The 16,202-nt window shown below is 73.0% G+C and carries 18 protein-coding genes; 11 read left to right on the top strand and 7 right to left on the bottom strand.

Annotation, left to right across the window (positions count from 1 at the left end; genetic code table 11):
• Positions 1 to 907, bottom strand: a 907-nt coding sequence (locus E1286_RS11815; RefSeq protein WP_223189837.1) for a serine/threonine-protein kinase, incomplete at its 3' end; no start/stop codon positions are given.
• 97 nt (positions 908 to 1,004) lie between these two features.
• On the opposite strand from E1286_RS11815, the gene E1286_RS52005 reads away from it, so the two are divergent.
• Positions 1,005 to 1,202 (top strand): RICIN domain-containing protein, encoded by a 198-nt coding sequence (locus tag E1286_RS52005; RefSeq protein ID WP_132611652.1) that lies wholly within the window; start codon positions 1,005 to 1,007, stop codon positions 1,200 to 1,202.
• Positions 1,203 to 1,208: 6 nt separating this feature from the next.
• Here the strand turns inward: E1286_RS52005 and E1286_RS11805 are convergent, their stop codons facing one another.
• On the bottom strand, positions 1,209 to 2,006 hold the full coding sequence (locus tag E1286_RS11805) for a helix-turn-helix transcriptional regulator (protein ID WP_132611634.1): 798 nt from the start codon (positions 2,004 to 2,006) through the stop codon (positions 1,209 to 1,211).
• Between the two features lie 65 nt (positions 2,007 to 2,071).
• On the opposite strand from E1286_RS11805, the gene E1286_RS11800 reads away from it, so the two are divergent.
• Positions 2,072 to 2,779 carry an SDR family oxidoreductase gene (locus E1286_RS11800; RefSeq protein ID WP_132611632.1) on the top strand — a complete coding sequence of 236 codons (708 nt, stop codon included), beginning with the start codon at positions 2,072 to 2,074 and terminating at the stop codon, positions 2,777 to 2,779.
• Positions 2,780 to 2,782: 3 nt separating this feature from the next.
• Here E1286_RS11800 and E1286_RS11795 read toward each other — a convergent pair whose 3' ends face one another.
• Positions 2,783 to 3,655, bottom strand: a complete 873-nt coding sequence (locus tag E1286_RS11795) for an alpha/beta fold hydrolase (RefSeq protein ID WP_132611630.1) — start codon at positions 3,653 to 3,655, stop codon at positions 2,783 to 2,785.
• 108 nt (positions 3,656 to 3,763) lie between these two features.
• On the opposite strand from E1286_RS11795, the gene E1286_RS51240 reads away from it, so the two are divergent.
• A complete protein-coding gene (locus E1286_RS51240; RefSeq protein ID WP_132611628.1) occupies positions 3,764 to 6,865 on the top strand; it encodes an ATP-binding protein in 3,102 nt (1,033 codons plus the stop codon).
• Here the strand turns inward: E1286_RS51240 and E1286_RS47770 are convergent, their stop codons facing one another.
• Positions 6,866 to 7,027: a hypothetical protein gene (locus tag E1286_RS47770; RefSeq protein WP_165969696.1), complete on the bottom strand. Its 162-nt coding sequence runs from the start codon at positions 7,025 to 7,027 to the stop codon at positions 6,866 to 6,868.
• A 335-nt stretch (positions 7,028 to 7,362) separates the two neighbouring features.
• On the opposite strand from E1286_RS47770, the gene E1286_RS11785 reads away from it, so the two are divergent.
• Positions 7,363 to 8,178, top strand: coding sequence for a sulfotransferase family protein (locus E1286_RS11785; RefSeq protein ID WP_223189836.1), 816 nt, complete (start codon positions 7,363 to 7,365; stop codon positions 8,176 to 8,178).
• Positions 8,179 to 8,269: 91 nt separating this feature from the next.
• Here the strand turns inward: E1286_RS11785 and E1286_RS11780 are convergent, their stop codons facing one another.
• Positions 8,270 to 8,551 (bottom strand): DUF2795 domain-containing protein, encoded by a 282-nt coding sequence (locus E1286_RS11780; protein WP_132611624.1) that lies wholly within the window; start codon positions 8,549 to 8,551, stop codon positions 8,270 to 8,272.
• Positions 8,552 to 8,689: 138 nt separating this feature from the next.
• Between E1286_RS11780 and E1286_RS11775 the strand changes: the two genes are divergently transcribed.
• The gene (locus E1286_RS11775; RefSeq protein ID WP_132611622.1) at positions 8,690 to 9,367 is read left to right on the top strand and encodes a YqjF family protein; all 678 of its coding nucleotides are present in this window, start codon (positions 8,690 to 8,692) and stop codon (positions 9,365 to 9,367) included.
• 4 nt (positions 9,368 to 9,371) lie between these two features.
• Here the strand turns inward: E1286_RS11775 and E1286_RS11770 are convergent, their stop codons facing one another.
• Positions 9,372 to 9,926, bottom strand: coding sequence for a hypothetical protein (locus E1286_RS11770; protein WP_223189835.1), 555 nt, complete (start codon positions 9,924 to 9,926; stop codon positions 9,372 to 9,374).
• Between the two features lie 84 nt (positions 9,927 to 10,010).
• Here E1286_RS11770 and E1286_RS11765 point away from each other — a divergent pair, with 84 nt between their 5' ends.
• The 5 genes from E1286_RS11765 to E1286_RS11740 all read left to right on the top strand — a co-directional run bounded on the left by E1286_RS11765 (position 10,011) and on the right by E1286_RS11740 (position 13,647).
• Positions 10,011 to 10,436, top strand: coding sequence for a hypothetical protein (locus E1286_RS11765; RefSeq protein ID WP_132611620.1), 426 nt, complete (start codon positions 10,011 to 10,013; stop codon positions 10,434 to 10,436).
• On the top strand, positions 10,433 to 11,074 hold the full coding sequence (locus E1286_RS11760; protein WP_132611618.1) for an alcohol dehydrogenase catalytic domain-containing protein: 642 nt from the start codon (positions 10,433 to 10,435) through the stop codon (positions 11,072 to 11,074). The genes E1286_RS11765 and E1286_RS11760 overlap by 4 nt, the downstream gene beginning before the upstream one ends.
• Before the next feature lie 10 nt (positions 11,075 to 11,084).
• A complete protein-coding gene (locus E1286_RS11755) occupies positions 11,085 to 11,396 on the top strand; it encodes a hypothetical protein (RefSeq protein WP_132611615.1) in 312 nt (103 codons plus the stop codon).
• A 527-nt stretch (positions 11,397 to 11,923) separates the two neighbouring features.
• Entirely contained in the window at positions 11,924 to 12,490 is a 567-nt protein-coding gene (locus tag E1286_RS11745) for an RNA polymerase sigma factor (RefSeq protein ID WP_246074752.1), read from the top strand.
• Positions 12,487 to 13,647 (top strand): CU044_5270 family protein, encoded by a 1,161-nt coding sequence (locus E1286_RS11740; RefSeq protein ID WP_132611613.1) that lies wholly within the window; start codon positions 12,487 to 12,489, stop codon positions 13,645 to 13,647. Before E1286_RS11745 ends, E1286_RS11740 begins: the two co-directional genes overlap by 4 nt.
• 227 nt (positions 13,648 to 13,874) lie before the next feature.
• Here the strand turns inward: E1286_RS11740 and E1286_RS11735 are convergent, their stop codons facing one another.
• Positions 13,875 to 15,305: an MFS transporter gene (locus tag E1286_RS11735; protein ID WP_132611611.1), complete on the bottom strand. Its 1,431-nt coding sequence runs from the start codon at positions 15,303 to 15,305 to the stop codon at positions 13,875 to 13,877.
• A 258-nt stretch (positions 15,306 to 15,563) separates the two neighbouring features.
• Here E1286_RS11735 and E1286_RS11730 point away from each other — a divergent pair, with 258 nt between their 5' ends.
• Positions 15,564 to 16,163 (top strand): DUF305 domain-containing protein, encoded by a 600-nt coding sequence (locus tag E1286_RS11730; RefSeq protein ID WP_132611609.1) that lies wholly within the window; start codon positions 15,564 to 15,566, stop codon positions 16,161 to 16,163.
• Positions 16,164 to 16,202: the final 39 nt, after the last annotated feature.

Below are 16,202 nucleotides of genomic sequence, written 5' to 3'. Positions count from 1 at the left end.
GGACGGGGGTGATGAGCAGGGTGCGGACGACCTGGGCGACCGGGGCGGGCAACCACCGCGAGTCGATGTAGAGGTCGGCGAGCGTGCCGCCGTCCGTGACGTTCCCGGCCAGCTCGTCCAGCAACGCCGTCGCGGTCGGCCGCGCCTCGGGGCGCTTGTCGAGACACCGTCCCACCAGGTCACGCAGCCGGGGCGGCAGCGCCGCGAGCTCGGGCTCCTCGTGCACGGTGCGGTACCACAGCCCCTGCCACGACCCGCCGCCGAACGGGCCCGTGCCCGTGGCCGTGAAGGCCAGCACCGCGCCCAGGCAGAACACGTCACTGGCCGGCCCGACCACGGCCCCCGTCAACTGCTCGGGGGAGATGAACCCCGGCGTGCCCACCGCCATCCCGGTCCTGGTGAGGCGGACGCCCTCGACAGCCACGGAGACCCCGAAGTCGATCACGCGCGGCCCGTCGGCCGCCAGCAGCACGTTCGACGGCTTGAGGTCCCGATGCACCACCCCGACGGCGTGGATCGACTCCAGCGCCTCCGCCAGCCCCGCCCCCAGCACGAGCACGTCCCGCTCATGCCAGGGGCCGTGCTCGGCGACCGCCTCCTCCAGCGACAGGCCGGGCACGTACGCGGTCGCCAGCCACGGCGGCCTGCCCTCAGGATCGGCGTCCACCACGCCGGCGGTGAAGAACCCGCTCACCGTACGCGCCAGCGCGATCTCCCGGGCGAACCTGCGCCGGAAGTCCGCGTCGGCCGCCAGCTCCGGATGGACGACCTTGACCGCCACCGCCCGCCCGCTGCGCGACCGCCCGAGGAAGACCTGCCCCATCCCGCCGGCACCCAGCCGCGCCTCGATCCGGTACGGCCCCACCTTGCGCGGGTCGTACGGCTCCAACGCCTCCAGCACGGGCACGCGGGCCTCCCGGGGATCCGCGATCGGGCATGTCGATTTTCCACAGTATGCGGACGAACCTCACAGATGAAGCCGGTCAGGCCGGTGCGCTCCGTTTCTGGTTGGCGCCTCCATCCAGCGCGCCACCTGCAACGGCGGCTCCGCCCGGCGCTTCGTCCTGAACAACGCCCACGACCTGGTCAACCAGGCCGCCGACAAGTGCGGGGACGTCAAGGACAAGGCCACCGGCGACGGCGCCCGCCTGCAACTGTGGTCCTGCGGCGGCACCTCCAACCAGAAGTGGCGCAAGGGCTGAGCCCGGTCAGCCCGCACTCAGCCGGTGGAGGGTGCGGGCGGTCGCCGTGCCGGGGTCGGCGGTCATGAAGACGACCTGCTGGTCGTCGTCCGGCACGGTCAGGATGTCGCAGTTGAGGTGGAGCGGGCCGAGGTCGGGGTGCGTCATGGTCTTCGTCCGGTGGCCGGGGGCGCGTACCGGGTTGGTGGCCCAGATCTCGCCGAACTCCGCGCTGCCCGCCCGCAGCTCCGCCAGCAGGGCCGCCAGACCGGCGTCGCGCGGGTATCGGTCGGCGGCGGCACGCAGCCGGGCCACCGCGTACGCGCCGAAGTCCTCGTGCCCGGTGGTGAACACCTCCTCCCGGGCCAGGAAGCGCCGCCGGGCCAGGTTGGGCTGCGCGCGCAGGTCGCCGAGCAGTGCCTCGGCGAGCGGGTTCCAGGCGATCACGTCGTACGTGGCCGCGGTGACGACGACCGCGGTCTCCGGCAACCGGTGCAGCAGCGCCGCCACGTACGGCCGGACCTCGCGCGACGGGGCGGCGGGCGGCACCGGGGCCACGCCGGCCAGCCGGAACAGGTGGGCCCGCTCGGCCGGCACGAGCCTGAGCGCACCCGCCAGCGACTCCAGGATCCGTGGCGACGGGCGCGGCCCGCGCGCCTGCTCCAGCCGCACGTAGTAGTCGACCGACATGCCGGCCACGTCGGCGACCTCCTCGCGGCGCAACCCCGGCGTACGGCGGCGGTCCCCGGCGGGCAGCCCGACGTCACCGGGACGGAGCCTCTCCCGGCGATCGCGCAGGAAGCGGGCGAGTTCGTTTTTTGCCATCGAGTCCCTCCCTGGTATCGATTGTCCCTGGATGGGCCCTCGGGCGGGCGGGCACCCTCGACGGCATGGACCACTCGATCGCACTCGTCACCGGAGCCAACAAGGGCATCGGCAAAGAGATGGCTCGCCAGATCGCGGAGGCGGGGCTCACGGTCTACGTCGGCTCGCGCGACGCCGCACGCGGACAAGTCGCCGCCGAGGAGATCGGCGGCGACGCCCGGCCGCTCGTGCTCGACGTGACCGCCGCCGCGAGCATCGCCGCCGCCGCCCGTCAGATCGGCACACTCGACATCCTGGTCAACAACGCCGGCGTCTCCGACGACCCCCAGACCCCCGACCAGGAGGACGTCGACACCTTTCGCCGCGTCTACGAGACGAACGTCTTCGGCGTCGTCGCCGTGACCAACGCGTTCCTGCCGGCGCTACGGCGGTCCGCGCACCCCAGGATCGTCAACGTCTCCAGCGGCACCGGCTCGCTCACCTGGGCCACGGGGCCGGAGTTCCCGCACAGCGGCGCCCACGCCGCCTACCGCTCGTCCAAGGCGGCGCTCAACGCCCTGACCGTCTTCTACGCCCATGCCCTGGCCGGCGACGGCGTCAAGGTCAACGCCCTGGCGCCAGGACTGCGCCGTACCGAGCTCAACGCCACCGCCGCCGCGAGCGGAGGCGACCCGGCCGAGGCGGCGGCGGGCGCCGTCCGGCTGGCCCTGCTTCCGGACGACGCCCCTTCCGGCGGGTTCTTCTCCTGGGACGGCACGCCCGTCCCGTGGTGACCGTCACCGGGCGAGCAGGTCCCGCAGGGCCTTGACGATCTCCGCGGGGGATTCCTCGGCCATGAAGTGGCCGCACGAGACGGTGCGGTGGTCGAGGTCGTCCGCCCAGGCGCGCCAGCGGGCCGCCGCGTCGTACCCCAGCACCGCGCCCCAGTCCTGCTGCAGCGCCGTCACCGGCATCCGCAGCCGGTTCCCGGCCCGCCGGTCGGCCTCGTCGTGCTCGACGTCCACCGTCGCCGTGGCCCGGTAGTCGGCCACGATCGACCGGACGGCCCCCCGCGACGCCTCCAGGTACGCGGCCCGCACGTCGGCGGGGATCGCGTCGGCGCTCCACAGGTCGAGGAAGTGGCCGAAGAACGCGTCCGGCGCGGCGCCGATCAGCGTCTCCGGCAGGCCGGGCGGCTGAGCCATCAGGTAGAGGTGGAAACCGGGCGCCGCCGAGCGGCCGTGCAGGACGTCCCAGGTGTCGAGGGTCGGCAGGACGTCCAGCGAGGCCAGGTGGGTGACGGCGTGCGGGTGGTCGAGCCCGGCCCGGATCGCCACCAGCGCGCCGCGGTCGTGCCCGGCCAGCGCGAACCGCTCGTGCCCGAGCGCCCGGGCCAGCGCCACGATGTCGGCGGCCATGGTCCGCTTGGAGTAGGCGTGCCCGTCGGTGTCCTCCGGCTTGTCGCTGGCGCCGTAGCCGCGCAGGTCGGGGCAGATCACCGTGTGGTCGGCCGCCAGGTCGGGGGCGACGTGCCGCCACATGAGGTGGGTCTGCGGGAAGCCGTGCAGCAGCACGACGGGGCTGCCCGTCCCGCCCACGGCGACGTTGAGCGCGACCCCGTCCGCGACGGTGACCCGCTGCCGGGTGAATCCGCTGATCTCGATGGTCATGTCGGCCTTTCCTGCAGTGTTCGCGCCGCCCGGGCGGACGGCGTGCCCACCCTGCCGCGGCCCGATCAGCACGCGGTCAGCATTCACCTGGGCGATAAGTTGAGGGGGATGCTGTCGTTCGGGGTGCTGGGGCCGCTGACGGCCGAGGACGAGCGCGGCCCGGTTCCCCTCAAGGGGCCCAGACACCGTGCCGTGCTGGCCCGGCTGCTCGTCGCCCGCACCCGCGTCGTGCCCGTGTCGTGGCTGGTCGCCGACCTCTGGGACGATCCGCCGGAAGGCGCGGTCGGGGCGGTGCAGACGTTCGTCGGCGCGCTGCGCAAGGCGCTGGAGCCGTCACGTCCGCCGCGCACGCCGTCACGGCTGCTCGTCACCGCGCCGCCCGGCTACGCCCTGCGCGCCGCGCCGGAGTCGGTGGACGCCTGGCGGTTCGAGGCGGCGGTCGCCGAGTCGGCGCGGCTGCTGGACGGCGGGGCCGCCGGGGAGGCGCTCGCCCTGCTCGACGAGGCGCTGGGGCTGTGGCGGGGGCCGGCGTACGCGGAGTTCGCCGAGCTGGACTGGGCGCGCGGTGAGGCCGTCCGGCTCGACGAGCTGCGCCGGCTGGCCGTCGAGCGCCGGGCGGAGGCGGCGCTGGCCTGCGGGCTCGCCGCCGAGGCGGTGCCCGACCTGGAGGCGCACGTCGCCGCCCACCCGCTGCGCGAGGACGGATGGCGGCTGCTGGCCCTGGCCCTCTACCGGACCGGCCGCCAGAGCGACGCGCTGGCCACGCTGCGGCGGGCGCGGGAGACGTTGCGTACCGAAGTGGGGGTGGATCCGGGGGCGGGCCTGCGCCGGCTCGAATCCGACATCCTCGCCCACGCCCCTCACCTCGCGCCGGAGCGGGCCGGCTCGCCGGCGCAGCCGTTCGTGGGGCGGGCGGCGGAGCTCGGGGAGCTGGAGGGCGTGGCGGCGGACGTCGCCCATGCGGGGCGGTCGCGGCTGGTGCTGCTGTCCGGAGAGGCGGGCGCGGGCAAGACCGCGCTGGCGGACGCGCTGCGGCGGCGGCTGGCGGCCGGCGGCTGGACCGTCGCCTGGGGTGCCAGTCCCGAGCTGCCGGGGGCACCCGCCGCCTGGCCGTGGAGCCAGATCCGCGAGCAGCTGGCCGGGCGCCCGCCCGCCGACGAGGAGGGGGAGCGGTTCGGTCGGCATCGGCGGATCTGCGCCTACCTGCGCGACCTGGCCGTGCGCGGGCCGGTGCTGCTCGTGTTCGACGACCTGCACTGGGCTGACGAGGAGACGCTGGCCCTGGTGACCACCCTGGCCGGCGAGCTCGGGCCGGCGCCGGTCCTCGTCGTGGCCACCTACCGGTCGACGGAGATCTCCGCCGCGCTGGCCGAGGCGCTGGGCCGGGCCGCACGCCACGAGCCGGGCCGGGTCTACCTGGGCGGCCTCGCCGAGCCCCAGGTGGGAGAGCTGGCCCAGGCGCTCACCGGCCGTTCCGTGCCGCCCGGCGACGTGCGCACGATCCACGCCCGCACGGGCGGCAACCCCTTCTTCGTCAGGGAGCTCGTGCGGGTGTGGGAGAGCGGCGGCGGCGCGGCCCTGCGCGGTGTCCCCGCCGGGGTGCGCGACGTCATCCGCCAGCGTCTGGCCGCGCTCCCCGAGACCGCCCGCACCCACCTGCGCCAGGCCGCGGTCGTCGGACAGGAGGTGGACCTCGACGTCCTCGTCCCGCTGGCCGGCGACGAGGAGAGTGTCCTCGACTCCGTCGAGTCCGCCCTGCTCGCGGGCTTCCTGGTGGACGTGGGCCGTCTCCGCTTCGCCCACGCGCTGGTCCACGAGACCCTCTACCAGGACGTCCCGCGCCCACGCCGCGCCCGCTGGCACGCCAGGGCCGCCGAGATCGCCGAACGCGTCCGGCCGGGCGACGTGGAGACCGTCGCCCACCACTGCCTGCGCGCGGAGGGCACCGCGGACCCGTGCCGTACGGCGCGCTCCGCCCGCGCCGCCGCCGAGCGTGCGGAGCGCAGGTCCGCCCCGCACGACGCCGCCCGGTTGTGGCGGGAGACGGTAGCGGCCCTCGACCGCATGCCCGAGGCCGACCCGCTCGCCCGGCTGGAGGCCGTCATGGGCCTGGCGAGGGCCCTGGCGGTGACCGGCCGCCTGCCGGAGTCGCGGCGCCACCGCGCCGAGGCGGCCCGCGCGGCCGAGGCTCTCGGCGATCCCGTGCGGACCGCCAGGGTGATCGGGGCGTTCGAGGTGCCCGCGATCTGGACGGCCAACGACGACCCCGACCTGTCGGCCCGGCTCGTGGCGGCCGCCGAGCGCACCCTGCCCGCCCTGCCCGCGGGGCACGACGCCGAACGCGCCCGCCTGCTGATCACCATCGCCATGGAACGCCGCGCCGACGCCGGACCGCGAGGTGACGAGGCGGCCCGCGAGGCCGAGGCCATCGCCCGCCGCCTCGACGACCGGACGCTGCTCGCGTACGCGCTCAACGGCCGCTTCATGCAGAGCTTCCACCGCGCCGGGCTCGCCCCGCAGCGGGCCGCCATCGGCGCCGAACTCCTCGACCTGGCCGCCGGGCTGCCGGCGTTCGAGGTGCTCGGCCACCTGATCCTGATGCAGGCCGGGGCCGCGCTGGCCGACCTGGCCGCCGCCGACCGGCACGCCGCCGCGGCCGACCGGCTCGCCGAGCGCTACGACCTGCCGCTGGTGGGGGTCTTCACCACCTGGTACGCCGCCCTCCGCCACGCCGTGACCGGGCGGGTGGAGGAGGCGCGAGCCGCATACCGTACGGCCGCCGCCCGGCTCTCCGGAACCGGCATGCCCGGGGTAGAGGACGGGCTGCTGCCGCTGGCTCTGCTCTGCCTGGGCGACGATGTCGAGCCGGACGCCGGGTGGGGGCCGTACGAGAAGTGGGCCCTTCCCGTGGTGCTGCTGCGCAGGGGGCGCCGGGACGAGGCCGTGGCGCGCGCGATCCCCGAGTCGCCGCGTGACCTGTTCTTCGAGGCGCGGTCCTGCCTGCACGCCATGGTGGCGATCGAGGCGGGCGACCGCCCGGCGATGGAACGCCTCTACGAGCTGCTGCTCCCGGCGGAAGCGGAGCTGGCCGGGGCCGGCAGCGGCCTGGTCACCCTGGGCCCGGTCGCCCGCTTCCTCGGCCACCTGGCCACCGCCCTCGGCCGGCCCGGCGCCGCGGCCCACTACCGGCGCGCGGAGCAGCTCCTCTGATCAGCCGGGCTCCTGGTCGTTCACGGCGTTCGCGGCCCGGGAGCCCTTCACCCCGCCCGCGACCACGAACGCCAGGAGGGCGACGACGGTCACCGCGATCACCGCGACCCCCGCGTCCGGCACGAGCCACACGCCCACACCGCCCGCGACGCAGAGCACCATGGTAGATCTTTCCGACCTCGCGCAACCAGGGCAGGGGCTGTCTCTATGACCGGGGTTGCCCCGCTACGCCTGGCGCTTTCAGGCTCTGCGTCGCTCATGCGGCCGTCGAACTCGCCCGTCTGACCCGACACTGACATTGCCGTCACCTAACCTTTACGTTACCTTTGTCCGACTGTTGGGGGCCGGTTGATCGCAGCAGTTCCGGCTGCGCACGCCGGTGGAAGAGCCGCCGCGAGCGAAAGGTCACCAGGTCACGCATGGGCGTCGTGAACACGGGCTTCAAGCGAAGGGCTCGCCTTCTTGGTGAGGCGCTGCGTCCCCCGCGGCAGTTGACGATGGCGGAGCCCAAGGAGGTCAGGGACCTCAAGGAGGCGAAGGCCACCCCGCGACCGCCCAAGCGCACGCAGGTCGTCGACTACAACGTTCCGACCATGCCGCGGCAGGTCGAGTCACCGGTCTTCGTGATCGCCTCCGTACGCTCGGGCTCCACGCTCCTGCGCATGCTGCTCAACAGCCACTCCCGCATCCGCGCCCCGCACGAGCTCCACCTGCGCACCATCGGCGTCCAGCTGACCCCCGGCTTCTCCGAGCAGTCCATGCAGGAGCTGGGGCTCGACCAGATCGAGCTCGAACACGTGCTGTGGGACCGCATCCTCCACCTGGAGCTGGAGCGCAGCGGCAAGGACGTCATCGTCGACAAGACCCCGGGCAACGTCTTCACCTGGGAACGTCTCACGTACGCCTGGCCGAAGGCGAAGTTCCTCATCCTGCTGCGCCACCCCGAGGGCGTCGTCTCCTCGCTGGAGAACCGCAAGGGCAACACCTCCACCCGGGAGGCCCTGGAGGCGAACGCGCTGAAGTACTTCAAGCCCCTGGAGAAGGCCCGCCGCACCCTCGGCGGCCTGACCGTGCGCTACGAGGAGCTGACCGCCGAGCCCGAGCGCATCACCCGCGAGATCTGCGCGTACCTGGACGTGGAGTGGGAGCCGGGAATGCTCGAGTACGGCAAGTACTACCACGGCGACTTCGTCCCGAACCTGGGCGACCGCAGCGACAACATCAAGTCCGGCCGTATCCAGGCCGCCCGCACCTTCGCGACCGTCTCCCCGTCCTTGGCCAAGTACGCCAAGGCCTGGGGCTACACCACCTGACCCTTTTGGCACGGTCCGCCGGGCTGGGGATTCAGGGACGTGCGTTCAGGGCGGAGAACCCGGCTCCGGCGTGATCCAGACGGGCGGCGGATCAGTCGTGTTGCTGACCGCCGCCGATGCCCAGTTCGTTCGCGATGTCTTCGAGGTTGTCGAAGGTCCGGTCCGGCAACGACCGAAGCGCGGACAGCACGCCGTCCGGGGCCGACTGGGATCGCGCGCGTTCCAGCAGCGTCGTGCGATCAGCCGGGAAGGCGTGCACCCCGCTGATCCACCGCGCCAGGTCGCTGCGGCGGTCCACCTCCTGCGCGCTCATCCCCTCCGGCGACCCGGGCTCGCGCCCCGCGACACGTCCGTCATCCTCGTTACGGTTCATGCCTTCCGGCTCCTTCCGGCGTCCGGCCGAACCCCATACCCCAGGCGAGCCGCATCGCACGTCGCGAATGCCGGTACGGCTCAGGGGCAGTGCTACACCGTGCGCGCTCCACCATCGCCCCGCGTCAGCCTGCCGGTGATGCACCACCACTGGTCGGACATCACCTTCATCCACTGGCGCTACCCGGCCGCGCGCGTACAGGCCCTGGTTCCGGACGGGCTCACCGTCGAGACCTTCGACGGGACGGCATGGGTCGGCCTCACCCCCTTCCTCATGGAGGGGGTACGACCCCCGGGCCTCCCGGCGCTGCCGTGGTTGTCGAGATTCCCGGAGACCAACCTGCGGACGTACGTACGAGACGAGCGCGGCCGCGGCGGGATCTGGTTCTTCTCCTTGGACGCGGGACTCCTGCCCGCCGCGGTCGGCGGCCGGACCGGCTACCGGCTGCCCTACTTCTGGTCGGACATGTCGGTGGAGGCCGGAGACGGAAACCTCCGATACCGCTGCCGCCGACGCCTGCCGGGCCCCGGCGGCGCCCGATGCGACGCGGACGTCGAAAGGGGCGAACCGCTGGCGGAAAGCGAGCGCGACGAGCTCGCGCATTTCCTGACGGCCCGCTACCGCCTGTTCACCCTCGTGGCGGGCCGGCCGGCCTCCGCGCAGGTCGAACACCCCGACTGGCCGCTGCACCACGCCCGCCTGATCACCCTGGAGCAGGACCTCGTCCAGGCCGCAGGCCTCCCCGCGCCCGACGGCCGCGCCGTGGTCCACGCCTCTCCGGGGGTGCCGGTCCGCGTCGGGATGTGGGCCTGGTGACCCGTCAACGACTGAACGCCTTCTCCCGAGGCACCGGGCCGACGCCGGAACGGCGGCCGGGCTCCTTCGCCGCGTGCCGCTGACCGGGTCCGGGCCCGCCGCGCGAGGCGAGGATGTCCGCGACGGCGCCGGTCACCAGGCCGTAGACGGCCTTGTGCAGCACGTCCACCGCCAGCTCCCGCCTCGGCCAGGTCTGGGGCGGAGCACCGACGCCGGTGGCGTTCTCCACGATCTGGTCGTTCGTCAGCCGCACCACGGTGAACATCAGCGACGACCATCCACCCCGCAGCCCCGCGTGCGCCATGACCGACCGCAGCACCCCCACCAGGGCGCCCTGTCCGAGATGCATGCCGAGGTTCACCACCTGCGACGCCACCCCGTGATGCTCCTTCATGCCGGTCAGCCGCTCCAGCACCCGCGCCGGGACGTACGAGTCCGGCCGGCCGGTCAGCCGTTGCTCGGCCTTCTCCGCCAGCGTCATCGCGACCGCCCCCGCCGTACCGGCGATCATCCCTTCCCGCAGCACACCCCTCATCATGAGCGCCGCCCCCTTCGTCATCCCGGGTCCGCTCCCCGTACCCACAGGTCACCGACGGATGCGCGCCCGCAGTTTGCTTCCGGCGATGAGGGGCAGCCGCGGGGCATGAGAGCCGCATCGACGAGGTTGCGTCCACGCCCGCGCCTGCTCCTGCTGGCGGCCGCCGCGACGGGAGCGGCCGCCGTGGCGGCCCGGCTGATGCGTGCGGCGCGGCCCGCGCGGACCACCTGGTTCGCCGTCACCGTCCAAGCGGACCCGTCGGAGCTGTCAGGGCCGTCCCGGCCGGACGCGCTGGCGCGCCTGGCCGAACGGCACGAGGTACGCGTCATCCGGGCTCCGGGCGGGCGGGGCAGCGAGATCGCGGTCCGCGCCGCCGACGGCCGCACCAGGGAAGAGGTACGGGCGCTCAAGCAACTGCTGGAGACCGGCGAGGTGCTCGTGGTGGAAGGACAGCCGGAAGGACGCCGTACGGCCCTCGGCGGCGTGGCCCGGCCGATGTTCCGGCAGCTGACCAGGAGAGGGCCGCGATGAGAGCGCTGTGCTGGACCGGCGTGAACGAGGTCTCGGTCGAGGACGTCCCCGAGCCGCGGCTGCTCAACCGCCAGGACGCCCTGGTCGAGGTCACCGCCAGCTCGGTCTGCGGCTCCGACCTGCACCTGCTGGACGGCTACGTGCCCGCGATGCTGGCCGGCGACGTGCTCGGTCACGAGTTCGTCGGCGAGGTCGTCGAGGTCGGCCCGGACGTACGCGAACGGCGGGTCGGCGAACGCGTCACGGTGTGCTCGATCATCGGATGCGGCCGCTGCCACTACTGCCGGCAGGGCCTGTGGTCGTTGTGCGACAACACCAATCCCAACCCCGGCTTCCAGGAGAAACTGAACGGCCACGCCTCCGCCGGGATCTTCGGCTACTCACACGCCATGGGCGGCTTCGCCGGCAGCCACGCCGAATACATCCGGATCCCGTACGCCGACTTCAACGCCTTCCCCGTGCCGGAGAACGTCCCCGACGCCGGCGCCGTGTTCGCCTCCGACGCCGTACCCACCGGCTGGATAGGCGCCGACCTCGGCCAGGTCGGGCCGGGCGACGTGGTGGCCGTGTGGGGATGCGGCGGCGTCGGCCAGATGGCCGCCCTGGCGTCCCTGCGCATGGGCGCTCCCGCACGATAGGAGGACGCCCATGCCGGCACGAGCCGAGCCCTCCGTCGCGGCCTCCGGCCAATGGCGCGACGAGCATGGCGTGCGGATGCCCGCCGGCGAGGCCCACGCCTGGTACCCGGGCACGAACCAGACCCTGTGCGGCCTGGCGCTCAGCCGCGCCGGCCTGCTCCGGTTCCACCACGTGCCCTGGCCGGAGGTGTTCCCGGAGTCGGGCGGCGCGGCCGAGGAGGTCGGCGAGGTGTGCCGCAGATGCGTCGCCGCCTCAGGCCGCCGCTCCCACCGCGGCTGGAGCCGCCGCTGGACCAGAACCAACCCACGCCCGTCCGCGTGACCCGCGCACGCTCCTCCTTCCGCAGCGCGCGCTAGGCCGACGGCAGGTCCATCAGTTCGGCCGGCATGACCGAAACCGAGCAGTCAGACGCGTTCCGGATCCTGCGGAGCATGATCCATTCCCTGCGCGATGGCAACGACGGTGCATAGCCCGTTCCCCGGCGCACGTCTCGTCGGGCTCGGATAGGAGTGCAGCCGAGCGTGAAAATCCGTGCGGGCGACCTCGAAAACCGACGGACCCCGACTACGCCCTCTTCTGCGATGAGCCGGTTTCCGTCGGCCGGTCCGAGGACGGCGGCGGCGGTTCGTGGTGAGCTTGCTCGGCCGCTTCGACCACCCGAGCGAGGATCGCCGGCGGTTCAGGGCGGCGGCCATCACCTGGATCCGCTCATCGGCGGCGCGTTCACCGCACAGGGCGTGGGCGCGTGTTCGGAGGGCCGACAAAGATGCGGGACGCGGGTAACAACGGGAGGGTTCGGACCACTTCCCGGTGTCAGAAGAACGCATCCCGAACGAAGGGGCTGGGCGGTGGCGGATGATGCGCACCGGTTCACCGGCATGTACGACGAATGCCGGCAACGTGTGTGGGCCTACGTGGTCAGTCGCGCCGGGCGGCAGGTCGCGGACGAGGTCGTGAGCGAGACGTTCGCGATCGCCTGGAGGCGGCTGGAGGACGTGCCCGAGCCGGCGTTGCCGTGGTTGCTCGGCGTCGCGCGGAACGTGCTGCGTGACAACTTGCGCGCGGAGATCCACAGGGAGGCGCTGGCCGCCGAGCTTCGGGCCTGGACCGACGGGGACGTGGCCGACGAGGTGACCGAGCGCATGGGCGTGCTGCGGGCGCTGGCCACGTTGAGCGAGGACGATCGGGAGATCCTCATCCTCGTCGCCTGGCACGGGTTGTCGCCCACGGAGGCCGCGCGGGTGGTCGGCTGCTCGGCGGCGGCGTACCGGGTGCGGTTGCACCGGGCGCGCAAGCGGCTCAGGGAAGCCATGGAGGCGGGGGGCGAGCCGTCCACGTCTCCGAGGAGAACCGGGAACGCGCCGGTCCTCCCGTCCATGTCCCACGTGCGGAACCTCAGCGAGGAGTGGTCATGAACCCCATCGAGGAACTTCGGGCCGCCAAGCCCGCGCATCTCGGCGACCGGCCGGTGGACGAGCGCACCAGGGCGGCGGAGCTGGCCAGGGCCATGTCGGAGCCTCGGCGACCGGCTGAGCGGCGGCGGCGTGCCGTACGTCCGGTGTGGGGGCTGGGGCTGACCGGGGCAGCGGCGGCGGCCGTGACCGCGGCGGCGGTGGTGATGTCGGGCACCGGCACGGTCCCGGAACCGTACGAGGCGCAGCACGTGGTGACCGGCCGGCCGGCCACCGAGGCGCCCGCCGTACGGTTGTCGGCCAGGGACGTGCTGCTGGCCGCGGCGGAGAAGGCCGGCCGCCAGGCCGAGGGGAGCGGCGACTACTGGCACACCGTGACCGTGGGGCGGAGCCTGTACGTCGCCGAGCAGGGCGGCTACCAGGTCATGGCCCAGGATCGCAACGAGGGATGGACGCCGAGCGCGACCGGGGGCGAGCAGGTGTCCATCAGCCGGTCGCTGGGCGCCCGGCCCGCCACCGAGGCGGACCGGACGTCCTGGGAGCAGGCCGGGTCGCCGTCCGAGGTCCGGGTCAAGGTGCCGGGGAAGGGCGGCGAGGGCAAGTACGGTCTGATCCCGCTGTCCATGTCCCCGGGGAAGGTCAGGGCCGACCGCAGCCCGCTCGTGGACGGCGACAAGGTGTTCTGGCTTGGGCGGAACGTCACGATGAAGGAGCTGCGCGACCTCCCTGGCGAGCCCGGCAAGCTCAAGAAGTGGCTGATGGCCTCCTACGAGGGGCACGGCACCGAGTCGACGAGCGAGAAGATGTCCGGGGACGCGTGGTTGTTCCAGGTCAGCGTGGGTCTGATCATGGATATGCCGGTGACGCCCGAGGTGCGGGGCGCGGCGTTCCGCATGCTGGCCGACCTCGACGACGTGAAGGTCGCGCAGCACGTGACCGACGCCGAGGGGCGGCGGGGCACGGCCGTCTCGGTCGAGGAGCGCTACGAGCGGGGCGGGGTCTCCGAGAACCGGCTGATCTTCGATGAGGTGACCGGCAAGGCCCTGGCCCACGAGTACGTGGTCGTGGAGCCGGGCGACATGCAGGAGGGGTTCGAGCCGGGCACCGTCTGGAGCTCCACCGTGCTGCTGGGAGCCGGCTGGACGGACGACAGGCCGTGACGTCCGCCACGGAGTGTCATCCGCTCCGGGGAGCCTCGCCGGTTGCCGCGGTCACGAAGAGGTCGGCGCGTTCCCGCGCGTAGTCCATCCCGCGTCGGCCGAACGCGCGTTCGGCCGACGCGCACCAGGGACGTGCCGGCTCGTGTGGGGGGCATACGGGTGCGCCCGGCTCCCACAGCGTGGGGAGCCGGGCGCGGCTGCCCGCCGGCCGGCGGGTACAGGCGGTGTCAGCCGCGTACGGAGGTGGCCTCCTCGGCGGGCTCGTCGCGTCCGGGCCCGCGCGTGCGCAGGGTGGCGGCGGCGAGGAGCGCGCCGGCGAGGGCGATGCCGGCCGCTCCGATGAACGCCGCGGAGAAGCCGCTGGTCAGGGCCGTCAGGTTGCCGAGTTGTCCGGAACCGTTGGCGGCGGCTACGGCGGTCATCGCCGCGAGGCCGAGCGCGGAGCCGACCTGGTAGCTCGTGTTGACGATGCCGGAGGCCAGGCCGCCCTCCTCGGGACGGGCGGAGGAGATGGCGGTACCCAGGGACGGGATGAAGGCCAGCGACATGCCGAGCGCGGCGACGAGGCTGGCCGGCAGGACGTCGACGACGAAGCCGCCCTGCGGGCTGATGAGCGACAGCCAAGCCATCCCCGCCGCGAGCAGGGCCAGCCCGGTGACCGTCACGGCCTTGGGGCCGAACCGGCCGATGGTCCTGGGCGCCAGGACAACCATGCCGACCATGATGAGGACGGTCATCGGCAGCAGCGCGGCACCGCTGGGAAAGGCGCTGTAGCCGAGGACCTGCTGCAGGTAGAGGTTGAGGAAGAACCACATCGGGATCCATGCCCCGCCGAGCAGCAGCTGGGTGAGGTTCGCGGCGGCGAGGCCGGGGGTGCGGAAGATGGACAGGCGCATGAGCGGTTCGCGGCGGCGGGCCTGGATCGCGACGAAGGCGGCGAGCAGCGCCACGGCGCCGGCCATCACGATCCAGGTCTGCGCGGACCCCCAGCCGGTCTCCGGCGCACGGACGATGGCGTAGACGGTCGCGCCGAGGCCGAGCGTGACGGTGAGCGCGCCGAGCACGTCGACGGAGCCGCGCCGGGCCTGGGCCGCGGGCATCAGCGGCCCGGTGGCGAGCAGGGCGACGAGCGCGATGGGGATGTTGATGTAGAAGACCCACGGCCAGCTCAGGTACTCGGTGATGACGCCGCCGAGGAAGACACCCGCGGTGCCACCTGCCGGGGCCGCCGCACCGTACAGGGCCAGGGCCTTGGTGAGCTCCTTGGGGTCGTGACCGAACAGCGTCATGAGCAGGGTGAGGGCGGACGGCGCGATCAGGGCGGCACCGACGCCCTGCACGGCACGGCCGGTGAGCTCGACCCACACTTCGGGAGCGACACCGGCCACCAGGGACCCGATGAGCAGGATGAGCCAGCCGGCGCCGAACAACCTGCGGGCGCCGAACAGGTCGGACAGTCGACCGCCGAGGAGCAGCAGCCCGCCGAAGGCGACGACGTAGGCGTTGAAGACCCAGGACAGGTTCTCCTGGGAGAAGCCGAGGTCTTCCTGTATGCGGGGGAGGGCTACGCCGATGATCGACGTGTCCATGATGACGATGAACTGGGCGGTGGCGATCAGGGCCAGTGCGGTCCAACGCCGGGGGGATGGTTCGGACATGAGCTCTCCAGACACCGTACGAGGGTTATCGCTATACCCATAGGGGGTATGTTCCGGGAACATACATACACCTGGGGGGTATCTGTCAAGCGCGGCGCCCCTCAGACGCCAAGACCCGCCGCGATCGCCGCTGAGGTGGAGCAGAGGCGTCCTCGAACGGCTTCGGGGCGGATGCCGGCACGGTAATGCCGGTCGTGCTGGGGAAGGTATGCGCTGGTCAGAGCAAGTGGAGATGCCGATATCGGGGGTTCGACGGCAATGTTCCGCAAATCAGCGGCCACGCGTGGAACGTCATTGGTGGCGGGAGCGCTGGCCCTCGTCGCCTGTGGCGGCGTCCCGGCGGCTCAGAACGTGTCTGTCCTGCCGAATGCCACCACGACCGTGACGACGAGGCCCACTGCCGACTTCAACGATGCCGACGTGATGTTCGCGCAGATGATGAGCGTGCACCATCGACAGGCGGTCGAGATGGCCGAGATGGCCGGGACGCGGGCGTCCAGCACGCAGGTCAAGGACTTGGCGGCGGAGATCAAGGCCACTCAGCAGCCGGAGATCGCGACCATGCGGCAGTGGCTGAAGGAGTGGGGGAAGCCGGCGCCCACCGCCGGGATGGGGCACGAGATGCCCGGAGCGATGTCCGAAGCCGACATGAACAGGCTGGCAGCGGCCGAGGGAACCACGTTCGACAAGGAATTCCTCCGCCTGATGATCAGGCATCACGAAGGCGCGATCGCCATGGCTCGCACTGAACAGCGGCAAGGCGAGAACCCGCAGGCCAAGCAGCTGGCCGGCACGATGGTGACCGGCCAGCAGGACCAGGTGGACCAGATGCGGAAGATGCTCGAACGGCTTCGATGACGCCCGGCGGCCACCGAGCTGCCGCCACGTGATTCCAGG

It is taken from the genome of Nonomuraea terrae, from assembly GCF_004348995.1.
GTDB lineage: Bacteria > Actinomycetota > Actinomycetes > Streptosporangiales > Streptosporangiaceae > Nonomuraea > Nonomuraea terrae.
This window is presented reverse-complemented; position numbering and strand designations above follow the sequence as displayed.

What these genes read in the sequence shown, in the direction of transcription:
- E1286_RS11805 (WP_132611634.1), bottom strand. Translation starts at nt 2,006, where the DNA reads ATGGCAAAAAACGAACTCGCCCGCTTCCTGCGCGATCGCCGGGAGAGG.
- E1286_RS11800 (WP_132611632.1), top strand. Translation starts at nt 2,072, where the DNA reads ATGGACCACTCGATCGCACTCGTCACCGGAGCCAACAAGGGCATCGGC.
- E1286_RS11795 (WP_132611630.1), bottom strand. Translation starts at nt 3,655, where the DNA reads ATGACCATCGAGATCAGCGGATTCACCCGGCAGCGGGTCACCGTCGCG.
- E1286_RS51240 (WP_132611628.1), top strand. Translation starts at nt 3,764, where the DNA reads ATGCTGTCGTTCGGGGTGCTGGGGCCGCTGACGGCCGAGGACGAGCGC.
- E1286_RS47770 (WP_165969696.1), bottom strand. Translation starts at nt 7,027, where the DNA reads ATGGTGCTCTGCGTCGCGGGCGGTGTGGGCGTGTGGCTCGTGCCGGAC.
- E1286_RS11785 (WP_223189836.1), top strand. Translation starts at nt 7,363, where the DNA reads ATGGCGGAGCCCAAGGAGGTCAGGGACCTCAAGGAGGCGAAGGCCACC.
- E1286_RS11780 (WP_132611624.1), bottom strand. Translation starts at nt 8,551, where the DNA reads ATGAACCGTAACGAGGATGACGGACGTGTCGCGGGGCGCGAGCCCGGG.
- E1286_RS11775 (WP_132611622.1), top strand. Translation starts at nt 8,690, where the DNA reads ATGCACCACCACTGGTCGGACATCACCTTCATCCACTGGCGCTACCCG.
- E1286_RS11770 (WP_223189835.1), bottom strand. Translation starts at nt 9,926, where the DNA reads ATGACGAAGGGGGCGGCGCTCATGATGAGGGGTGTGCTGCGGGAAGGG.
- E1286_RS11765 (WP_132611620.1), top strand. Translation starts at nt 10,011, where the DNA reads ATGAGAGCCGCATCGACGAGGTTGCGTCCACGCCCGCGCCTGCTCCTG.
- E1286_RS11760 (WP_132611618.1), top strand. Translation starts at nt 10,433, where the DNA reads ATGAGAGCGCTGTGCTGGACCGGCGTGAACGAGGTCTCGGTCGAGGAC.
- E1286_RS11755 (WP_132611615.1), top strand. Translation starts at nt 11,085, where the DNA reads ATGCCGGCACGAGCCGAGCCCTCCGTCGCGGCCTCCGGCCAATGGCGC.
- E1286_RS11740 (WP_132611613.1), top strand. Translation starts at nt 12,487, where the DNA reads ATGAACCCCATCGAGGAACTTCGGGCCGCCAAGCCCGCGCATCTCGGC.
- E1286_RS11735 (WP_132611611.1), bottom strand. Translation starts at nt 15,305, where the DNA reads ATGTCCGAACCATCCCCCCGGCGTTGGACCGCACTGGCCCTGATCGCC.
- E1286_RS11730 (WP_132611609.1), top strand. Translation starts at nt 15,564, where the DNA reads ATGTTCCGCAAATCAGCGGCCACGCGTGGAACGTCATTGGTGGCGGGA.